The sequence below is a fragment of the Mucilaginibacter sediminis genome (assembly GCF_051903035.1).
Taxonomy (GTDB): domain Bacteria; phylum Bacteroidota; class Bacteroidia; order Sphingobacteriales; family Sphingobacteriaceae; genus Mucilaginibacter.
Window position 1 is genome coordinate 7,345,773 of the sequence record NZ_CP170602.1, and the last position, 21,417, is coordinate 7,367,189.

A 21,417-nucleotide genomic window follows, 5' to 3' on the forward strand; every position below is an offset into this window, starting at 1 on the left:
ATCACTCAGATGAATTATAAAGAAAAAACCGTATCGGGCATTCTATGGTCCTTATGGCAGCAGGTGAGTTCAAAAATTGTTGGGTTCCTGATCTCCTTATTTCTGGCCCGTATGCTTGATCCCGCTCAGTTTGGCCTGATAGCCATGTTGGCAATTTTTATAGCAATTGGTAATTCGCTGTTAGATAGCGGCTTAACGGCTTCGCTGATACGCACCCCGGATGCAGATGAGCGCGATTTTTCGACAATTTTTTATTTTAACCTGTTGGGCAGTTGTTTTTTATATGGTGTATTGTTTTTTGCCGCCCCGTTCATTGCCAATTTTTATAAACAGCCGCTTTTAACAGCCATTGTACGTGTATACGGACTTATTTTAATTATCAATGCCTTTTTTGGTGTTCAAAGTACTTTACTGGTAAAAGATATGAAGTTTAAACTGCAAACAAACATTCAGATTCCGGCAGCCATTGGGGGAGGGCTTTTGGGCATCCTGCTTGCAAGGTTAGGTTATGGGGTATGGAGCCTGGTTTGGATGGGATTATGTACATCTTTTTTATCAACAGCAATGCATTGGATCTATTCGCCGTGGCGGCCGGCTTTATTGTTTGACAAGGAGTGTTTCAAAAAACATTTCTCGTTTGGTTATAAAATGACTTTATCTGGTTTATTAGATACTGTTTATCAAAACCTTTACTTAATAATTATTGGCAAATATTTTTCTGCAAGCCTGCTTGGTTTTTATTGGCGTGCAGATACCATTAGTCAGCTGCCTATAAGTAATATTTCTACTGCAGTTAATAAGGTTGCTTACCCAATGTTTGCACAAATAGCCCATGATCCGGTGCGTTTAAAAGATGTTTATAAAAAGCTAATGCAACAGGTTGTGTTTTGGAACGCACCGGCGCTAATATTTCTGAGTTTAATTGCTAAGCCGCTTTTTCATATTTTATTAACAGATAAGTGGTTACCCGCTGTACCTTTTTTTAAGATATTATGCCTTTGCGGTATTATGTACCCACTTCATGTATATAATCTGAATATTTTAAAAGTATTGGGTAAAAGCGCTCTGTTTTTTAAGTTGGAGGTGCTAAAAAAAATATTAAGCGTTACCGGAATTTTGCTTTTCATCCCCTTTGGGATATACGGGCTGTTGTATTTCCAGCTGTTTTTTAACCTTATTGCTTATTACATCAATTCAGTTTATAGTGGCAGGCTAATAGCCTACCCGGTAAGGGAACAAATTGAGGATATTTTTCCCATTTTGGCTATAGCCGGTACGTTAGGTTTTACTTGTTACTTTCTCGATATGTTGCTAACCAGCCTTTATACCCCCGCAATTATGCAAATTGGCATTGTTTTCATAATTTATTTTGGTGTTTATTTTGGTGCAGGCTTATTAGTGAAACTTTCGGCGATTAAAGATTTTAACAAACTAATTCTTAAAAAATGATACCTGTAACCAAGCCGTTTCTGCCTACAGAAACAGAATTCTGCGATTATGTGAAAAGTATTTGGGAACGCCAGTGGCTAACAAATAATGGGCCGTTAGTAAATACGCTTGAACTGAAGCTTAAAGAATACCTGGGTGTTAATCATTTGTTATATGTTGCAAACGGTACAATTGCGTTACAGCTTGCAATTAAAGCATTGTCATTACATGGCGAGATTATTACAACGCCATTTTCTTTTGTGGCAACAACAAGCGCAATTGTTTGGCAAGAATGCACGCCCGTTTTTGTTGATATTGATCCGGAAACCTATAATATCGATCCCGCTAAAATTGAAGCTGCAATTACCTCAAAAACAACAGCAATATTGGCTACGCATGTTTTTGGTAACCCTTGCGATATTGCGGCTATACAGGACATTGCCGACAGGTATGGTTTAAAAGTTATTTACGATGCAGCACATTGCTTTGGTACCTTGTATAAAAACCGGTCGGTATTCGAATATGGCGATATCAGCACAACCAGTTTTCATTCAACAAAGTTATTTCATACCATAGAAGGGGGCGCAGTATTTACCCAGGATCCGGAAATTCTAAGAAAATTGGCGTTGATGCGCAATTTCGGTTTTTCTGGAGTTGATTGCTTTTCAGAACAAGGCATCAATGCAAAAAACTGCGAATTTCATGCAGCTATGGGCCTTTGTAATTTACGCTATGCCGATGAGATATTGAAAAAAAGAAGGTATTTAACCGAGCAATATATGCTGCGGTTAACTAACCTGGATGTTCAATTTCAAAAAGTTGAAAATGCCGACGATTATAATTACGCGTATTTCCCGGTTTTGTTTAGTTCGGAGGAGCTAATGTTGGAGAGCAAGGCCAAACTTGAATTGGCGCAAATATACAGTCGTAGGTATTTTTTTCCTTCTTTATCAAGTTTACCGTATGTAAACAGTTCGGAAATGCCGATTTGCGACAGTATAGCGTCCCGCATTTTGTGTCTTCCTTTATATCATACTTTAGGATTGTCAGATTTGGATCTGATTTGCCGTTTGTTACTACGAACTCAAAATTTTACCGAGGGAAGCCAACCGAGGCCAGATCGCTTTGGTAAGCTGGTAACGGATAAAATTGAATGGGAATTAAATGTAAAAAACGGCAAAATATGAATGGAACTGAAATTACAGTTAGTATTTGCTGTATTACGTATAATCACGAAAAATTTATTGCGCAGGCTATCGATAATTTCGTGATGCAGCAAACAAATTTCAAATTCGAAATAATTATTGGCGACGATTGTTCTACTGATAATACATTGCTCATTATCAATCAGTTTTCGGTTAAATACCCGGGGAAGATCAAGGTGCTTACATCTCCTGAAAACATAGGTTTTCACCGTAATTTTATTAGGTGTGTTGAAGCGTGTAAAGGTACATATATAGCACTTTGCGAGGGCGACGATTATTGGACAGATAACTATAAGTTGCAAAAACAGGTAGATTTTTTAAAATCTAATCCTGGCTATATTATGTGTTGCCATTATACCCGTGTTATTACTGCCGATAACCAAACAATATATGCACACCCTAAGCCGGTGCCACTAACGCATACCTATTATGATTTGCTTGCCGGCAAACAAGATGAAACAAAAACAGCGACGGTACTTTACCGTAACCTGCCAATAGTACATAGCTTATTTTTAAGTAAGTTGTTTTTTAATTGTTATGCCGGCGATAAGATTTTTAAACTTTATGCCACCTTTCATACGGGTAAAAAAGTATATGTAATGCCCGAAGTAATGAGTTGTTACCGTAACCACCAAGGCGGAATTTGGAGCATGATAAACGCTAATACAAGGATGAAAAGGATGATAAGCGACTTTGATTTAATTATAAGGAATTTTTCCTATCCAACGTTACTGAGAAGAAAACTACTTGGTTTGTATATTAAAAGGTATTTGTTTTTTGAACTGAGTAATCTGCAAATAAAAAGGGCCTACAACACTGTTAAATACTTGCTTTAATTCATCCGGGAAAAACAAACCTTCATGAAAATAAAACCCGATTTACAAGTAAAACCCCGCTTGTTTTTTATTATTCCTACCCTGATGGGCGGCGGAGCCGAAAGAGTATTAATATCATTAGCAAACCATTTTAATAAGCTAAATTTTAAATCAATAATCGTTTCGCTAAATCAGGATGTTCCAGCTTATGCTATTGACAAAGATGTAAAAGTAGTTCAAATATTAAGCCGAAGACGGCATAGCCTGGGATACCGGTTGTACTATTTTTTAAAAACCTTTTATGTGCTGATTAAATTGTTGAGAGCCGAAAAACCTGTTTGTGCTATATCGTTTATAACATCGGCCAATATATGGGCGGGCATAACCTGCTATTTTACCAATACCCCGTATATCGTATCCGAACGAACATCGCCAAACCGGAGTGTAAATCAGTTTGGTTATCTGCATAAGAAGCTTGCCGCATTAATATATCGCAAATCGGCATCCGTGGTTGTTAGCGCAAAGGGTGTAGGAGACTGCCTGTTAGGGATAACAGCTTTTAAACATCTGGATAATATAAACAGGATAATGAACGCAGTAACAACCTTTGATAGGATAGCTACGAGTAAGGTACACGTTCGGAAATTTATATTGGGCGTTGGACGATTAGCCTTTGTTAAAGGTTTTGACATGCTGATTGCCGCGTTCGGCCTCGCCAATCTTGACGATACTGATTTATTAATAATAGGCGAAGGCGAAGAAAGATCAAATCTTCTTTGCCAGATCCATCGCCTCGGACTACAGGAAAAAGTATTGCTTCCCGGATCAAAAACTAACCTGCAGGATTATTATAGCCAGTCCGAAATGTTTGTGTTGCCTTCCCGTAATGAAGGCTATCCTAATGCATTGGTCGAGGCAATGAGTTTAGGTTGTCCTTGTATAGCGGTAAACTGTGACTTTGGGCCTGCGGAGATTATCAGAGATGGCGATAACGGTATTTTAGTAGCTAAAGAGTCGATTGTTGAGTTGGCGGATGCGATAGTTTGTCTACACAACGATAATGGCCTCAGGGAACGGATAGGGGGAGCAGCACAAAATATTTGTGAAAGCAACAGTGCACAAAAAATTTTAGGCGAGTGGGCGGGTTTAATAAACAAGCATGTTAGGTATGCGCCTAATGAACCCTGAACTTAAAACATGATGCCGGCAAATTTTTCATTCGAATTTAATCTTAATCATATGTTACAATATTTAATCCGTTTGGACGATTTGTGTCCAACTAATGATATAGATAAATGGCAGCGTTTTTTTAGGTTGTTTGACAAGTATAAAATTAAACCAATAATTGCTGTAATACCTGATAACAAGGACCCCAAACTAAAAAGCCGCGGAAAATTCAATTCAAATTATTGGCCGATGGTACGCGGGCTTCAAAGTAAAGGGTATATTATGGGGATGCACGGATATAATCACTGTTACGTAAATCGAAACTCTGGAATCCTAAAAATGAATAAGCGATCAGAATTCGCAGGCTTACCATCACAGATACAAGAGCAGAAGATTAAAGCTGCCGCTGCAATATTTCGTCGTGAAAAGGTTCGCCCTTCATTGTTTATAGCACCGGCACATACATTTGACAGGAACACACTTGTGGCGCTGGAGAAGTATACCGATATTAAGGTAATAAGTGATGGGCTATTAAAATCGCCCTACGTCCGGTTCGGGTTTAACTGGATCCCTGTACAACTATCTGAAGTTGAACCCAAAACAGAAAACACCTGGACTTTTAACTATCACCCCGAAACCTGCACTGATAGTGCCTTTGATGAACTCGAAGACTTTATTGTAAAGTATCATAAGCACTTTGTTTCGCTTGACGATTTATCATTTGTAAACTATGGTTGGGTAGATTTCATAAAAGAGAAGTTCTGCATATACAAACGCCTGATTCGGGGTTACATAAGTTTTCTGCTTGTTGAGGCCGAAAAAATCCCAACCTAACCCGCAGAGGGCAGAAACCTGAACATTTTTCTGAAATTAATTTATTCACTCCATTTCTATCTCTTATATGAAAATTCCGTTTTCACCTCCTTTTATCGACCAATCTGTTATAAAAGAGGTTATTGATGCACTTGTTTCTAAATGGATAACTACCGGCCCTAAGGTAGCCGAACTTGAAAACGAGATAGTGAATTTAACAACAGCTAAAGCGGCTGTGTGTGTAAATTCATGGACGTCGGGCGCTATATTGATGTTAAAATGGTTTGGCGTAAAAGAGGGAGATGAGGTTATTGTACCCGCTTATACTTACTGCGCTACTGCTTTATGCGTGCTGCATTGCGGGGCAACTCCCGTAATGGTTGATGTTGATAACGATTGTTGTATATCTGCACAAGCCGTTTTGAAAGCCATTACCAGCAAAACAAAAGCGATTATTGCAGTTGACGTTGCCGGTTGGCCATGCGATTACGGGGCTTTAAATGAGATTATTGGCAGGCCCGAAATTGTAAACTTATTTGAGCCGACAAATGATAAGCAAACGACACTGGGCAGAATACTGCTAATTGCCGACGCTGCGCATTCCCTGGGAGCTACGATACATGGAGTTGCAGCCTCAAGGGAAGCCGATATTGCTATTTTCTCATTTCATGCCGTTAAAAATATAACAACAGCAGAGGGGGGGGCCATATGCTTGAATTTGCCGGCAACCTTCAATATTGAAAATGAGTATAGGTATTTGAAAATGTTTACCCTGAATGGGCAAACTAAAGATGCATTCACTAAATCGAACGGTGGGGGGTGGAAGTATGATATATTATTCCAGGGCCTTAAAATCAACATGCCCGATGTGTGCGCCGCAATTGGCCTGGCCCAAATAAAAATATATTCGCAATTATTGCTTCCTTTAAGAAAGTTGATTGCAATAAAATATTTCAAAAGCTTTAGGCAAATGAACTGGTTTATGGCGCCCTCACTTATTGATGGGAACCGCGAGTCTTCGTATCATCTTTACTCTTTAAGAATCAGGGGAATATCTGAGTCGCAGCGAGACCAGATTATAGAAGATATTACGGAGCAAGGCGTAAGTGTTAACGTTCATTTTATACCATTACCTATGTTAACTTTATTTAAATCATTAGGTTACAACATTGCAGACTACCCAGTAGCTTACGCTCAGTACGCAAATGAAATTTCACTCCCCATTTACCCCCAATTATCTAATACAGAAGTGGACTTTATAATACAAACTGTAAAAAGTGCTGTAAACAAGCAAATTAGCCAATTGAAAACTTCCTCAATAACAGATTTTTGAAATGATTTTAAAAAGAATTTTCGATTTGATTTTTGCTTCGATTTTATTGATAACCTTAACCCCGTTATTAATTATAATAGCTATGGCTGTTAAATTCAATTCAAAAGGAAGCGTATTTTACGTACAGCGCAGAATCGGCAAAAATGGTTCAGATTTTAACCTCTTTAAATTCAGAACCATGTATGAGTTTTCAGATAGGGCGGGCTTGTTAACCATTGGGTACGCCGATTTTAGGATTACCACCGTGGGTCATTGGCTTCGCAAATATAAGCTGGATGAACTGCCACAATTGATAAATATTATTATTGGCGATATGAGTTTTGTTGGCCCCAGGCCAGAAGTAAGTAAGTACGTTGCAATTTACAGCGTTCAGCAATTAAGGGTGCTTAGTGTAAAGCCAGGTTTAACCGACTGGGCTTCTATAAAATACTTTAATGAGAATGAGCTTTTGGCAACTGCCGAAGACCCCGAAGGGCTTTATGTAAATACAATTTTGCCGTCAAAAATATTTCAAAACCTTGAATATATTGACAATCGAAATTTCCTGATGGACATCAGAATTATATTAAGCACCCTTAAAAGATTACTTAAATAAGCTGCGATCTTTTATGGAACTTAAAAAGCTTTTGGTTTATTGTTTTGTCATTTTCTATCTATATGTCCTTGCATTTGGCATATTCATGACAGAGACAGTGAAAATACCCGCGCCTGCTGTATTTGGTTTGCCCCTTATTTTTTTTGCAGGGCAACCTGCAACACGGTTTTTATACTATAAAGAGATGCTTTTTTTTATCACTGCCTTGTTTTTATACAATATAGTGGGAATGAATGATTATCGCTCTTTTTTTGCCACCTTAATTACAATTTTTATATGTGCGCTATATTTTAATTATTTTGTCGGCTCCAGCAGAAGCAGGTTCGTTGCATCGATAGTATTGTTTTTTTTACTGTTGATGGTGTCAATGATCATCATGATACTTGACCACAACTATGCATCGATTATTGATCCTATAAGGATTGCAATGCTTGATGAACAGGTTAAACAAAGCCCTTCAGGACTGTCAATAACTCAGTTTACTTTTGGTTACCAGGTTGCGGCTTTTACCACAATGATTTTGGTGGCAGCATTTACTTTTAAGCAAAATTTACTTATTAAATTAGTTGTGCTGTGTTGTTGTTTGGTTTGTGTTTATCTTGGTATGAACAGGTCGGCATTTATAAGTTTTTGTGCAGCAACAGCAACATTTTTGATTATTTACTACCGATACAAGGCTGTTTTTTTGCTCATAATTACCATTCTGGTATGTTTTGCAGCTTATACATACATGTTAAAAGACAATTTCGACAATAAGAATAACATATTATCAAAAAATACTGCAAAGGAAGCAAATGATTTTAATCGCGCAGATCTGGCAGCAGAAAATCTTAAAATAGTAGCAAATTATCCCTTTGGGCTAATATTTTATGGAAAAACCTGGGATGAAGTTACATATCGAAATCCTTCTTTCCCTTTTGGTTTGTCATCGCACAACGCTTATTTGATGTTTGTTACCTTATTGGGGCCATTTTTAGGTTTGGGATTATTAGGGGCAATTTATTATCGTATACTTTCCCTTTTTTGGAATACAGTTAAAAATATTCATAAAAAAAATCAGCCTCTATATCTGGCTTTATTTTTCTCTTTTTTTGCTATTTCAATAAATGCACTATCGCATAATGGTTGGCTGTTAAGCGTAGATGGGCCAACAATATTTTTGTATTTCGCAATACTTCAATACAACGTTACATCAGATACCGGTAACGATATTTTACTTGCCTGATAGAAAATCACCTTAAATTTTAACACGGCCCCTGTATGAGAAAGAAAATTTTCCTGGTAGTTGGTTCCCTTGGAGCCGGCGGTTCTGAACGCGTTTATTGGCTGCTTTCCCAGTATTTTAACAACGAAAAGTATGATGTATCGGTTGTTTATTTGAGCGGTCATCATCAATGTTTTTCTGCTGATATAAAAGGGATCCGTTTTATCAACTTGAATACCATTAAGGCGTCGAAGTCATTTTTTAAGCTATTAAAATTGCTTCGAGATGAAAAGCCAGATGCTGTTTTTTCAACAACCGACCATATAAACATTTTGATCGCAATGGTGGGTTGCTTTGTAAAGGTACCTAACTTAATAGCCAGGGCCTCAAATAACCCCTTTCAAATGCGTCAGTACTATGATTTTAAAGCCAGGTTTTATAATTTTTTCACCAGGTTTTTGTTTTTTCGTTTCGATTTTATTGTATGCCAATCGGAGGAGATGCTTCGCGAAATGGCTGTGTGTTACAACATTCCCGTTAAAAAATTAACTGTAATTCATAACCCGATTCTTCCATCACATTTGCTCAAAAATGGCCGTAGCATATCGGGATTAAAACGCCTGGTGGTTGTAAGCCGGTTAAGAAAAGAAAAAGGACTGCTTCGCTTGCTTGAAATTGTTAAAGACCTCCCAACAAATTATGTGTTAACAATAGTTGGTGACGGGCCTTTAATGAAAGAGCTAAAAACACTTGTTTGCCAAAACAATCTTTGCAACCGGGTAACTTTTACTGGCGAAATAAGCAACGTTGCGCTGCAAATTGCCAGGAACGACCTGTTGGTTTTGAGCTCTTTTACTGAGGGCTTTCCAAACGTAGTGCTCGAATCGCTCTCAGTTGGAGTTCCTGTAGTTACTTTCCGTGTTGGAGGTATTAGCAAATTAATAAGGGAGGGCTTTAATGGATTTGTTGCTGAGCAAAACGACTTAGTGAATTTAAAAAGACATATTATCCGTGCCTGCAATCAAACCTGGCATCATGAAGAGATAAAAGCCGATATCTATAATCGCTTTGCCCTTGATAAAATTGGTAAATCATACGAAATGCTTATACTAAACTAAGCTTATTTACCTTATAACCTAATCATTTATATATGTGTGGAATTTATGGGGCAACTACCCAATACCCAGACGAGGTAATTGTTGCCAAACTACAAAGGGTGGGTTTTCGCGGTCCGGATTACTCTGCTTTTGAACGTGTTGGCCCGGTTGTTTTAGGCCATAACCGTCTCGCAATTGTAGATTTGGACCACAGGTCAAACCAGCCCTTTAGCTACAGGCATATTAAAGTTGTATTTAATGGCGAAATATATAATTACAAGGATTTAAAAGTAAAGCTACAAAATTTAGGCCACCAGTTTTTTACCAATTCGGATACCGAGGTACTGGCCGCTGCCTATCTTGAGTACAGTGAGCGTTGTGTTTATCAGTTTATTGGCATGTTTGCCTTCGTAATTTACGATACGCTTTCTGGTAAGTTGTTTGGAGCAAGGGACCGTTTGGGTAAAAAACCCTTTTATTATACACACAGAGGCCTTGATTTTGAATTTGGAAGCCAGCCGTCGCAAATTTGCATAGGCAGAAATACCCGCCTGGATGAAGAGGCAGTTAAGGAGTATCTGATATGGGGCTATGTGCCGGAACCCAAATCGGCATGGAAACAGATAAAGAAGCTTGAAGCAGGACATTCTTTTACTTTCACAACAGGTACTGGTACGTTTAAGATGAATAAATATTGGGATCTTGATCTCAATTTTGTAAACAAATATGAAGGTTCCTATTTTGATGCCAGGTCCTCGCTCAAGAGTCTTTTAACCAGTGCAGTAGACATCAGGATGCAGGCAGATGTTAATGTTGGTGTTTTTCTTTCCGGAGGAATAGATTCTTCATTAATAACGGCACTTGCGGTACAGCATAACAAACAAGTAAAAACCTTTTGCATAAAATTTAACGAAAAGGGGTTTGACGAGAGCATATTCGCAAAAAAAATTGCCAATTATTTACAAACAGACCATCATGAAATTGAATGCAGCAGTGGGGAAGGTATTGAGTTAATTAAAAACTTTGGCGAATATTACGATGAACCATTTGCAGATTCAAGTGCAATACCAACGTTATTGTTGAGCAAATACACTAAAAAATACGTTACCGTTGCTTTAAGCGGAGATGGGGGCGACGAAAGCTTTATGGGGTATAGCCGGTATAAGTGGTTTAATATGGTTAACCATTTATTTAGCTGCCCGCTTTCGGTGCGAAAGCAGTTAGCCCGGGTTATAAGTTTATCGCCAAACTATCGTCACCAATTGATTGCCTTGGGGCTTTGTAGTTCAAAAATTAGCTCATTATATGGTTTGATGCTCGGTGGCTTAGAATATTCCTGGCTTGACCACCCTGAAAAGGGATTGGAAGTGCCATTTATGGATATCTGGTCAATGAAATCTCTTAGCATTTTGCAACAAATGTCGGCTTTCGACACTAAGACCTATTTGAATGGCGATATCAATACAAAAGTAGATCGTGCGTCAATGGCGTTTGCAATTGAAGCGCGCGCCCCATTAATGGATCATAGGGTAGTTACTTTCGCGCAAAATCTGCCCGATGACTATAAGTTTAAGTACGGACATCAAAAAAGGATTTTAAAGGATATTTTATATCAACATGTCCCCCCCGAATTTTTTAACAGATCAAAGTCAGGTTTTACTGTACCACTACAGTGGTGGTTTAGAAACGAGCTAAAAGATTATGTAATGGATCACCTCACGTTAAACGAGCTCAAAAATATTCCGGGGGTTAACGCTCCAAAGGCATTGGCAATGGTCAATCAACACATGGATGGCAAGTGGAATCGGTTTCCACAGATATGGAAGTTGTTAGTTTTTACGCAATGGTTAAAAAGCCAAACAGCCTCCAAGTCTTTTAAATATCAACCGGTTTAAAAAAGATATATTTTCATGGTACAAGTTAAAAGTTCCTTAATTAGGGTTATACCGTACAACGTAATATGGTTTGCCCACAAGCCCAACTTTTGGAATTGTTTGTGTAGCTCTTATAAACAAAGTTCATATAGCGGCTTTATCCCGGGATATTTAAAAGAATCATTTTATACCAAAATAATTGATCTAAGGGTTTCAAAAGAAACTTTTGAAGCTGGCTTTGAACAGAATACAACATACGAAATAAGACGTGCCATTAAAGATGGCGTTATTACCGTGATGGAAACAGGTTTAAGGCGTTTCATAGAATTCTATAATTCCTTTGCCGAAACAAAACAGCTTAAAAAACTAACAAAAGATTTTTATAAATATCAATCGTCCCTGGTAATTACAAAAGCAATTTATAATGGACAGGATGTTGTAATGCACGCCTACCTACGCGATAATACATTGAAAAGGGTACGGCTGTTACACTCTGCGTCGCTTTTCAGAAACGAATCAGACAAGCAATCAAGAGCGGTTATCGGCCGCGCCAACAGGCTATTACACTTTAAAGACATGTGTTTTTTTAAACAGCAAGGTTTTGAGAGCTACGATCTCGGCGGCTACGCTTATCAAACTTCGGATGAGTCGCTCGCTAAGATTAATCAATTCAAAGACAGCTTTGGAGGCACCCTGGTTCTTGAAAACGACTACTTACCAATATTGGTTGTTGTTTACTCATTTATAAAAAAAATAGTAAGGGTATGAAAATAACCGAAACGATAAGCAAATTTTTGGATAAAATATTTTTATACGATAGGTGGAATATTGGTTATCTACGCCAAACTCCAGAAAATTTGATTCTTACGCAAAAACTCAATGGGGATGTTAACTGGCTTACTGAGGATACTGTTGATTATGCGGCAGATCCTTTTGTAATACAGGTAAACAGTAAAACACATCTTTATTATGAAGAGCTGAATTTTTGGAAAGGCAAGGGCGAAATCATGATGACGGACGATATGCTTTTTAAAAGCAAAAAAAAGGTCAAAGGCATCGTTAACGATGCTATACATTTGTCATATCCTTACTTGTTTACAGTTCAGAATCAACTTTATTGCATCCCTGAAACGGCAACGGCCAGGCAAGTTGCTTTATACCAGATTGACGAAAAAGACCCCTGCAGGTTTAAAAAAATAAGATTATTGTTAGAGGGGGAGGCTTTTGTTGATAGTTCAATAGTTTATTTCAAAAATAAATACTGGCTGTTTAGCAGTATGTCCCGTAAGCCCGGAAAACTTTATATTTTTCATGCCGATGGCCTGGATGCTCCTTTTAAACCACATAGCCTAAACCCAATAAATGTTGCTTTTAATGTTAACCGATCAGCCGGCAGGTTGTTTATAGTTGACCAAAGACTCTACATGCCCACTCAAAACCCCGAAAAATGTTATGGCGGGTCGGTAATGATAAATGAAATAACCAATATAAGCGAAACAGAATTTCAATATCAAACAGCGTTTGAATTACTGCCGCAGCCGCCATATGATAAGGGGTTGCATACTATAAATTTTGCGGGCGGCTTAATGGTTATTGATGGAAAACGAAAAGTATTCAGTGCCCTGGGACCGTTAAAAAAAATTATCGGAAAAATAAGGAACCTCAAATTTTGACAATGGAACCCAATACATACAAGTTAGTTTTTGTGTCCATGTCTGACCAGGCAAACGGGGCAGAAAATATTTTGCTAATGTGCGCAGCAACCAGTAAAGCCCCCCTTATATTTTTAAAAAAAGTAGCTAAAGGAGGCCTTAAAATTCCTTTCGGATTAAACGTTACGTACGTTACAAAAAACAGCCTAATTATTGGCTTTCTGGGTGTTATAAAGGCATTAAAAGCATTCAGAACAGGTCATGTAATTGTTAGCACACACCCTTATTTAAATGCTTATCTGGGTTTGTTGAAGCGTATAGGATTTTTAAAATCAAAAGTAATTGTAAGAGAGTGCACTTCTGTTTTTACACGGTTCAGCGGCCTTAAAAAGTGGAGTTATCAACTATCTTATCGTTTAGGATACCCTGCTGTTGATTTGGTTGTTTGCCAAACAAAACAAATGCGCTGTGATTTTATAAAAAATGTTTCGTTTGTTATTCCCGAATCGCTAATAGTACAGCCAAATCCGCTTGATATAAAGCAAAATATTGTTAATGCAAAGGCTGCATTAAATGACGCAGATGCCGAAACTGAATTTATTTGTGCGGCCGGGCGATTGATTCCCGAAAAAGGCTTTTTAATATTAATAGCTGCTTTCAATATATTGAAGGCAGAATTCCCCGGCTTGAAATTGCTGATTTTTGGCGATGGCCCTCAAAGGAGCCTTCTCGAAAAATTAATTGCCCAATACCAATTGAGCGGGCGCGTAATTTTGAAGGGGTGGGTTGAAAACCCAATGCCATATTTTAAACTTTCCAGGGCGTGTGTTGTGTCATCTATCAAAGAAGGTTTTCCTAACGTTTTGCTGCAAATGATGAGCCTGAATCCCAAAGTTGTATGCACCAAATGTGCCGGCGGGATTGAGGATATAGAGGGTGTTTTTAAGGCCGATATAAACAGCGAAAGCGAACTCACAAATGCAATCAGAACAGCATTGAATTCAACAGCTCATTACCAGGAGCAAAATCAGCATTATTTAGATGGCAGAAGCCCACAGGTTTTTATCCATTCCATAATGACGTCCCTTATAAAATAGATTTCTTTAAAGTAACAAATATTCATCTTAATTAAACGATCATGAAACCACAAATCAAACCTTTTTTGAAAGTATTAGTCCTGTTTGCGCTGGCAATAGGTAATACATTATTTGGCGGCTGCAAAAAAGCAGCTTTATCACCATCATCTGTCTTACATGATACGGTAAGGTTAGTACACGACTCTATCATATACGTTAAAGATACCTCGAATACGGTAACGGATACAGCTGCTTTAATACCAATAAGTTTAATAGGTTTGAGATCCGACTCGGGGTATTGCTATAAAATTGGATATCACCTTCCGGTTATCGGCGATTCAAATGACAAACCAAACACTTCAACATTGCGCCTTTTTGAAAATGGTGTCGAATTATCTCCTGCACATTCTAACCACAAGTCTATTAGGGTGTATGGGCTCGGACAGTTTAGTCACTGGGGCGATGAACTATATTTCTCAACTTCAGATAACACCAGCCCACTCAATAACGGCAGAAAATATAGCTATAAGGTGAAATAAGCTGGCAATATTTTATACTATACGGTATTTGCAAATGCAAAAAAGCATTTCGTGATCGCAACACCAAGCATCTTCTTCATATTATATTTTATTGGGTTTTATTATAGCAACTACAATAAAATCCAATAAAATCAGGACCTGAATCGACTCTGGTCGGAAAGCCTAACGTCCATAAAATCTGCCAGGCACCTGGTTCAACAGCAAGCATTCTTCCAAAACTTAAACTCATACTCATGAAAATTTTAATTACCGGTACAGCTGGTTTTATTGGCTATCATTTGGCCCAAAAAATGCTCGAAAGAGGGGACACCGTGGTTGGTGTAGATAATTTAAACGATTATTACGATGTAAAGCTTAAATATGCCCGGCTTGAAAATACCGGTATTTATACAGCAAACATTGAGTATGGCAAACCGATTAAAAGCATAAAACATCCAAACTACACGTTTATAAAAGCAGATTTGATGGATCGCGAGCTATTGGAGGACGTCTTTAAAGTTGGCGAATTTGATACTGTATGCAACCTTGCCGCGCAGGCAGGCGTTCGTTATAGTTTAACAAACCCCGAAGTTTATATCGATTCAAATATTAAAGGGTTTCTTAACATCCTGGAATGTTGCCGGCATTTTAAAATAGGGCACCTGGTTTATGCAAGCTCGTCAAGCGTTTACGGGTTGAACAAAAATATGCCGTTCAGTGAACATGACATTGCCGATCACCCGGTGTCGTTATATGCTGCATCAAAAAAAGCAAATGAAATGATGGCACATACCTATAGCCATTTGTTTGGTTTAAAAACAACCGGATTGCGTTTTTTTACAGTTTATGGTCCGTGGGGAAGGCCCGATATGGCGTTATTTATTTTTACAAAGGCTATATTGGCAGGCGAACCAATTGAGGTTTTTAACAATGGTAATATGAAACGTGATTTTACTTACATTGATGATATTGTTGAAGGTATAGCCCATGTAGTTGATGGGCCGGCCAAAGCAAATCCTACCTGGGATGCCTGCCATCCCGATCCTGCCACATCAGCAGCTCCATTCAGGGTTTTCAACATAGGCCGGGGGGCGCCTGTTAAGCTGCTTGATTTTGTAAGTGAGATTGAAAACCAGGTTGGTATTAAGGCGGTAAAGATACTAAAGCCCATGCAAGACGGCGATGTAGGCGAAACCTGTGCCGATGTTTCCAATTTGGATGAAGTTTTAAAATATAAGCCTCAGGTTTCCGTTTCGGTAGGAGTGGCCCGTTTTATTTCCTGGTATAAACAGTTTTACGAAGTTGAAATTGGTGCCCGGTCAGAGATATTGTCCTGAAAAAAAACAATTTTGTCATATTAATGTCACGAAGTGTGCAATTTATACACTTTCTTTACAATTAAATTTCACACTTTTTTATAGCCTCAGGTTGTAATAAACCCCCTTTTTGTACTTTTAATTAACCCAGTCTATTCATCGCGGAAAATTTTTAATCGTAATTTTTCAAACACAGTCTCGTTTGAAAAGCCAAAATTAAAAACGCATGAAAAAAACACAAAAACTCTTCAACAAAGTGGCTGTATTCAGCTTGGTACTAAGTACAATTATTTTTTTTGGCAGTTGTAAACGAACGCAGGATACTCCTGATAATTTGTCGCAAGGCCAGTTCGCAACAAGTTCGGCTTCATTTGCTACAACAACTACAGGGACAAGTTATACCGTAGATTTAACCGGTATTAAGTCGGATGGTGGGTATGCCTATAAAACTACTTACCCGTTAAGTAGCTCCGGCGATTCAAATACGGCACCTACGGTATCAACACTAAGATTGTTCGAAAATGGGGTTGAATTAAGTCCCGCGCACTCGTTACATGACGATATACGTAACCTTGGTAAAGGGCGTTTTAGCCATTGGGGCACCAGTTTATATTTCTCGGCGTCTGATAATACAAACCCGGCAACAAATGGGCGTAAGTACACTTACACTTTTGACGGATCTGCAAGTGGCACAACAACAACTATTACTACCCCAACAACAACAACCACTACTACCACTGGTTCGGCAACTAAAACAGGCGTAACATCGGCATTAATGGGTTATGCAATGTATAACGGCACAACAACAGGAGGCGCCGGAGGTACCACCGTAACAGTATCAACACTGGCGGCTTTAAAAACAGCACTATCGGGCAGTGCTCCTAAAATAGTATACGTAAGTGGTACAATTGCAGGCTCGGGTGATGATCCGGTGTATGTGTCATCCAACAAATCAATTATCGGTCAGCCAGGAGCAAAAATAACAGGTATATCACTGTACATGTTTACAGTTAACAATATAATTGTTCAAAATATAACCTTTAAAAATTATGTAACAGATGCCGCTTTGATGATCAAGTTTTCAACTACGCATGTTTGGGTTGATCATTGCGATTTTTCTACCGATCGTAACCACGGCTGGGATTATTGGGGGAAAGACATAGCGATAACAAGGGCCTCAGATTTTGTTACAGTTTCCTGGAGCCGGTTTCACGATACAAATTTGTCGCTCCTGATAAGTGGTGGTATTGCCGGGCATGAATCAGATATTGGTCATTTGCATGTTACGCTGCACCACAATTTTTGGTATAATGTTAGCGAACGGGAGCCTGATATGAACTATGGCCGTGTGCATGTATTCAATAACTATCACTTGAATAACAGTAGCTATAGTTTGGGTGCAAGGGCTAACGGAATTATCCGTACAGATAACGAATATTTCTCAGGCTGCCATAAACCAATAAGTACCAACCTTGCCGGCGACCCTCCGGGATACTTTAGCGGGGTAAGCACTAATATTTATTCAAATTGTGGTGCAAACGATATAACAACACCACTATCTACCTGGATACCTGAATACACTTACAGTTCGGTGCTTGATGTGGCAGCAAATGTGCCTGCCATAGTTCAAAATGGGGCCGGCGCAATACTATCTAATTAATATTTTTTGTTAACCTAATTATAAAAAGTCCGGGCTACTAAAAAGTAGTCCGGGCTTTATTAATAGTTTTTCTGTACTACCAATTAAGTCATATGTATTAAAGTTTTACTCAGTACCTAAAAAGTTGGCTTTAAAAAGTTAACACTAATATCCAATCTAAACCCCATCACACCATTTTTATGATAGTTACCAGGCAAAAAATACTGATAGCCTGCGATTCGGCTAAATCATTAATCGATTTTAGAGGAAAACTCATCGAAGATTTAGCTAAACAACATCAGGTATATGTTTTTACGCCGACGTTACCGCCGGCAATGCGCAAAAAACTTAATGTGCTTAACGTGATTATTCACGAGAATAAGTTAAAAGGCAGTACCGTTGCTATCATCGAAGATGTAAAATATGCCATCGCGCTTTATAAACTCATTAAACGCGTGCGGCCCGATATTTTTTTCCCCTATACGCTAAAACCTGTTGTTTATGGTACTTTAGCGGCAAAACTAAACCATGTAAAACTAATAACGCCAATGCTATCAGGGCTTGGGTATAGTTTTGTGCCTGGCAGCCAAAAGTCGCTGGTGAGTCGCATGGCGCAACAAATGCTCAAATTTAGCCTAAGGGCAAGTCCGTCATTAAGAATCATTTTTCAAAATAAGGACGACTATCAAACACTAATCAGCAAGAAAATATTAACACCTAAACACCGGGCTTTTGTAGTTAACGGTTCAGGGGTTGATTTGAGCCATTACCGGCGCTCATTGCCGGATACCAGTGCCATTAGTTTCCTGATGATTTCGCGGCTTATAAATGCTAAGGGCATTTATGAATATTATGAAGCGGCCCGAATCACCCGTTTGGCGTATCCCGAAGTGAAATTCAAGCTTATAGGCTCGTCTGATAAAAATATTGATTCAATTAACGCCGACCTTCTATTCAAAATTCAATATGGCGATACCGTAGAATATATTGGGGAAGTTGATGACGTAAGGCCTTATATTTCAGAAGCCTCTGTTGTTGTTCTTCCGTCCTATTACGGCGAGGGTATCCCACGTTGTTTGCTGGAAGCTATGGCTACCGGGCGGGCAATTATCACCTGCGATTCTGTTGGCTGCCGCGAAACTGTCATCTCTGGCGCTGCTTCAAATGGTTTTTTGGTGCCTGTTAAAAATGTTGCCGAGCTGATCTTTAAAATTCAACATTATATTCAGCATCCCGGAGATATTGTTGAACATGGATTAAATGGATTGGCGCTGGCTAAAGAAAAATTTGATGTGAAACTTATTAATGCTTGCATGATGGAAATTATGCAGCTAAAAACAAGATCATTAACATAAAACGGATTAAACAGATATGAAAAATAGATTTAAGTATAGCGAGAAGGAACTTAGCACTTTTCCGGAATCTATGCGCCAATATGGTTGGGTAGTGTATGAAAATGCGATTGATAACTTTTTTTTGGACGTAATAAATGCCGACCTTGAAGTAGCATACAAAGTTAGAAGAGCTATCCAGGAAAAAAATAATATAAGTGCCAACATGCAGGGTACACTGCATCACTTGTTAGAGAGAAATAATTTTAGTATTCCTTTTCTTCAAAAAATGTATTGTGATGATGAAATAGCACAATTTTTAGGGGGCAAATACATATTAAACGGTATTAACGCAGTGATACACTCCAAACATGCGCACCCTTACCTGAGCAACATGCATCGCGATACGCGAACTTTTGTATCTGATGCCAAGTTGTTGCTACAAATGATTGTTACACTGGATGATTTTACTGAAGCTAATGGCGCTACGCATTTTCTTTCAGGTTCGCACAAATCGGCGTTGCAGCCTAACGAAAATTATTTTTTTGACACTGCAGACAGAGCTATTGTACCCAAGGGTAGTATAATATTGTTTGATTCAAACATTTGGCATGCAGCCGGCGAAAATACTACAAATGATGTACGCCGGGCATTAACTTTAGGGTTTACCCGCCCGTGTTTTAAACAGCAAATGGATTACCCAAGATTATTAGGTTACGACTTTGTTGCGCAGCTTAATCCCGGCTTACGCCAGGTAATAGGTTATAATGCCCGGGTACCCGAAAGTCTGGAAGAGTACTATCAGCCCTCGCACCTAAGAATGTATCAACGGGATCAGGGCTAAACAGCCTTTAAATCGCAACTAATTTACGGCTATGCAAAATAATAGAGCCGCTTTAAAATCCATCGGTGGATATTTAGAGCTGGAATTGCCTGTGGGAAATGAATTTTATCCAAACCTGATTCATTTAAACACCGGACGGAATGCCCTTGAGTATATTTTAAGGCAAAAAGGATATACTAAAATATATATCCCATATTTTACGTGCGATGTTTTACTTGAGCCCATCGATAAACTGGGCATCAGATACCAATTTTATTCAATTGACAAAAATCTTGATCCGATAATTAATTTCGATATCGAACATGATGCTTGTTTTTTGTACACCAACTACTTCGGGTTAAAACAAGAGACTGTTACAGCATTAAGCTACAAAATTAGTAACCTGATAATTGATAACTCACAGGCTTTTTTCTCGGAGCCGTTGCCCAAAATAGATACCTTCTATTCGTGCCGCAAATTTTTTGGTGTTTCGGACGGGGCATATTTGCAAATTAAAAGAAAGCTGGCAAAGAAACTACCCATAGATAAATCCATTCACCGGTTTTCCTACCTTATTAAAAGTATTGATTGTGGAATAGAGGAAGGTTATGAAGCTTTTAAAGAAAGTAATAAGGATTTGGAAAACAACGAGATAAGATCAATGTCTGCGGTTACTAAAAAAATACTTTCGGGTATTGATTATGATGCCTGTGCGAAGATAAGAGAGCGGAATTTTCATTTTTTACATAAGCACCTGCATGAGTATAATTTGTTGAAATTTGAAGTCCCCGAGGATTGCGCGCCCATGGTTTACCCATTTTTGTGTAACGACAAATACTTGAAGGTGCATTTAATTCAAAAAAAAATATACGTAGCTACTTATTGGCCAAACGTTTTTAAATGGACTAAAAAAAGTATGTATGAAAATTACCTTGCCCGCTGCTTGGTTCCGTTACCAATAGATCAGCGCTATAATTTGCAGGATATGTATTATATGTTAAACACCTTACGCGTTTTTTTATGACAATATCAATATACATACGGCCATTGGTTGTAGAAGATGCACTGGTTTCTTACGCCTGGCGCAACGATCCGTTAATTTGGATTTACACAGGCTACAAACCAGTTAATTACATTACTGCAGTGATTGAAACCGCCTGGCTGCAGGGCGAATTACTTAAAGAAAATCAGGCACGATTTGCAATTTGCGTTAAAGAACTTAATACCTATATAGGTAACGTTCAGTTGTTAGATTTAACCGCTCATGATGCCGAACTGCATCTTTTTATCGGCAACAGGCTTTACTGGGGTAAGGGTGTTGGTTACCAGGCCACTATGAAAATTCTAAATTATGGCTTCCTGATAAAAGAACTGGACCTTATCTATCTTAAGGTTCACCCCTCAAATATATCGGCCATAACAGTATATGAAAAGGCTGGCTTTGAAATTAAGGGTAAACAAGATGACCTTATTTGTATGAATATTACCAAAAGTAAGTTCATAGCTGCACAAAACTGTAAGAATTAACATA

20 protein-coding genes are annotated in these 21,417 nt (G+C 38.5%); all 20 read left to right on the plus strand.

The annotated features are described in order from the left end of the window. The first annotated feature begins 9 nt into the window (after window positions 1–9). Entirely contained in the window at window positions 10–1,449 is a 1,440-nt protein-coding gene (locus ACFGVS_RS30610) for a lipopolysaccharide biosynthesis protein (protein WP_439696879.1), read from the plus strand. Next, window positions 1,446–2,615 (plus strand): DegT/DnrJ/EryC1/StrS family aminotransferase, encoded by a 1,170-nt coding sequence (locus ACFGVS_RS30615; RefSeq protein ID WP_274208822.1) that lies wholly within the window; start codon window positions 1,446–1,448, stop codon window positions 2,613–2,615. The genes ACFGVS_RS30610 and ACFGVS_RS30615 overlap by 4 nt, the downstream gene beginning before the upstream one ends. Beyond that, window positions 2,612–3,469, plus strand: a complete 858-nt coding sequence (locus ACFGVS_RS30620) for a glycosyltransferase family 2 protein (protein ID WP_274208820.1) — start codon at window positions 2,612–2,614, stop codon at window positions 3,467–3,469. Before ACFGVS_RS30615 ends, ACFGVS_RS30620 begins: the two co-directional genes overlap by 4 nt. A gap of 24 nt (window positions 3,470–3,493) precedes the next feature. After that, the gene (locus ACFGVS_RS30625; protein ID WP_439696880.1) at window positions 3,494–4,636 is read left to right on the plus strand and encodes a glycosyltransferase; all 1,143 of its coding nucleotides are present in this window, start codon (window positions 3,494–3,496) and stop codon (window positions 4,634–4,636) included. Window positions 4,637–4,687: 51 nt separating this feature from the next. Beyond that, window positions 4,688–5,449, plus strand: a complete 762-nt coding sequence (locus ACFGVS_RS30630) for a DUF2334 domain-containing protein (protein WP_439696881.1) — start codon at window positions 4,688–4,690, stop codon at window positions 5,447–5,449. Between the two features lie 67 nt (window positions 5,450–5,516). Continuing rightward, window positions 5,517–6,761, plus strand: coding sequence for a DegT/DnrJ/EryC1/StrS family aminotransferase (locus ACFGVS_RS30635; protein WP_439696882.1), 1,245 nt, complete (start codon window positions 5,517–5,519; stop codon window positions 6,759–6,761). 1 nt (window position 6,762) lies between these two features. Continuing rightward, a complete protein-coding gene (locus ACFGVS_RS30640) occupies window positions 6,763–7,356 on the plus strand; it encodes a sugar transferase (protein WP_439696883.1) in 594 nt (197 codons plus the stop codon). A 13-nt stretch (window positions 7,357–7,369) separates the two neighbouring features. Continuing rightward, window positions 7,370–8,581 carry an O-antigen ligase family protein gene (locus ACFGVS_RS30645; RefSeq protein ID WP_439696884.1) on the plus strand — a complete coding sequence of 404 codons (1,212 nt, stop codon included), beginning with the start codon at window positions 7,370–7,372 and terminating at the stop codon, window positions 8,579–8,581. 35 nt (window positions 8,582–8,616) lie between these two features. Further along, entirely contained in the window at window positions 8,617–9,678 is a 1,062-nt protein-coding gene (locus ACFGVS_RS30650) for a glycosyltransferase (protein ID WP_090652499.1), read from the plus strand. A gap of 32 nt (window positions 9,679–9,710) precedes the next feature. After that, window positions 9,711–11,552 carry an asparagine synthase (glutamine-hydrolyzing) gene (asnB, locus tag ACFGVS_RS30655; RefSeq protein WP_439696885.1) on the plus strand — a complete coding sequence of 614 codons (1,842 nt, stop codon included), beginning with the start codon at window positions 9,711–9,713 and terminating at the stop codon, window positions 11,550–11,552. A 15-nt stretch (window positions 11,553–11,567) separates the two neighbouring features. Further along, window positions 11,568–12,299 (plus strand): hypothetical protein, encoded by a 732-nt coding sequence (locus ACFGVS_RS30660; protein WP_090652497.1) that lies wholly within the window; start codon window positions 11,568–11,570, stop codon window positions 12,297–12,299. Beyond that, complete coding sequence (locus ACFGVS_RS30665; RefSeq protein ID WP_439696886.1) at window positions 12,296–13,204, plus strand: glucosamine inositolphosphorylceramide transferase family protein; 909 nt, start codon at window positions 12,296–12,298, stop codon at window positions 13,202–13,204. Before ACFGVS_RS30660 ends, ACFGVS_RS30665 begins: the two co-directional genes overlap by 4 nt. A gap of 2 nt (window positions 13,205–13,206) precedes the next feature. Then, window positions 13,207–14,280, plus strand: coding sequence for a glycosyltransferase (locus ACFGVS_RS30670; protein ID WP_090652495.1), 1,074 nt, complete (start codon window positions 13,207–13,209; stop codon window positions 14,278–14,280). Between the two features lie 41 nt (window positions 14,281–14,321). Then, the gene (locus ACFGVS_RS30675) at window positions 14,322–14,798 is read left to right on the plus strand and encodes a hypothetical protein (RefSeq protein ID WP_439696887.1); all 477 of its coding nucleotides are present in this window, start codon (window positions 14,322–14,324) and stop codon (window positions 14,796–14,798) included. 233 nt (window positions 14,799–15,031) lie between these two features. Continuing rightward, complete coding sequence (locus tag ACFGVS_RS30680; protein WP_439696888.1) at window positions 15,032–16,114, plus strand: NAD-dependent epimerase; 1,083 nt, start codon at window positions 15,032–15,034, stop codon at window positions 16,112–16,114. A 205-nt stretch (window positions 16,115–16,319) separates the two neighbouring features. Continuing rightward, complete coding sequence (locus tag ACFGVS_RS30685; protein WP_439696889.1) at window positions 16,320–17,753, plus strand: pectate lyase family protein; 1,434 nt, start codon at window positions 16,320–16,322, stop codon at window positions 17,751–17,753. Window positions 17,754–17,932: 179 nt separating this feature from the next. Next, window positions 17,933–19,087, plus strand: a complete 1,155-nt coding sequence (locus tag ACFGVS_RS30690; RefSeq protein WP_439696890.1) for a glycosyltransferase family 4 protein — start codon at window positions 17,933–17,935, stop codon at window positions 19,085–19,087. 16 nt (window positions 19,088–19,103) lie between these two features. After that, window positions 19,104–19,907: a phytanoyl-CoA dioxygenase family protein gene (locus ACFGVS_RS30695; RefSeq protein WP_439696891.1), complete on the plus strand. Its 804-nt coding sequence runs from the start codon at window positions 19,104–19,106 to the stop codon at window positions 19,905–19,907. Between the two features lie 31 nt (window positions 19,908–19,938). Beyond that, entirely contained in the window at window positions 19,939–20,910 is a 972-nt protein-coding gene (locus tag ACFGVS_RS30700; protein ID WP_090652489.1) for a hypothetical protein, read from the plus strand. Then, complete coding sequence (locus tag ACFGVS_RS30705) at window positions 20,907–21,413, plus strand: GNAT family N-acetyltransferase (RefSeq protein WP_439696892.1); 507 nt, start codon at window positions 20,907–20,909, stop codon at window positions 21,411–21,413. The genes ACFGVS_RS30700 and ACFGVS_RS30705 overlap by 4 nt, the downstream gene beginning before the upstream one ends. Window positions 21,414–21,417: the final 4 nt, after the last annotated feature.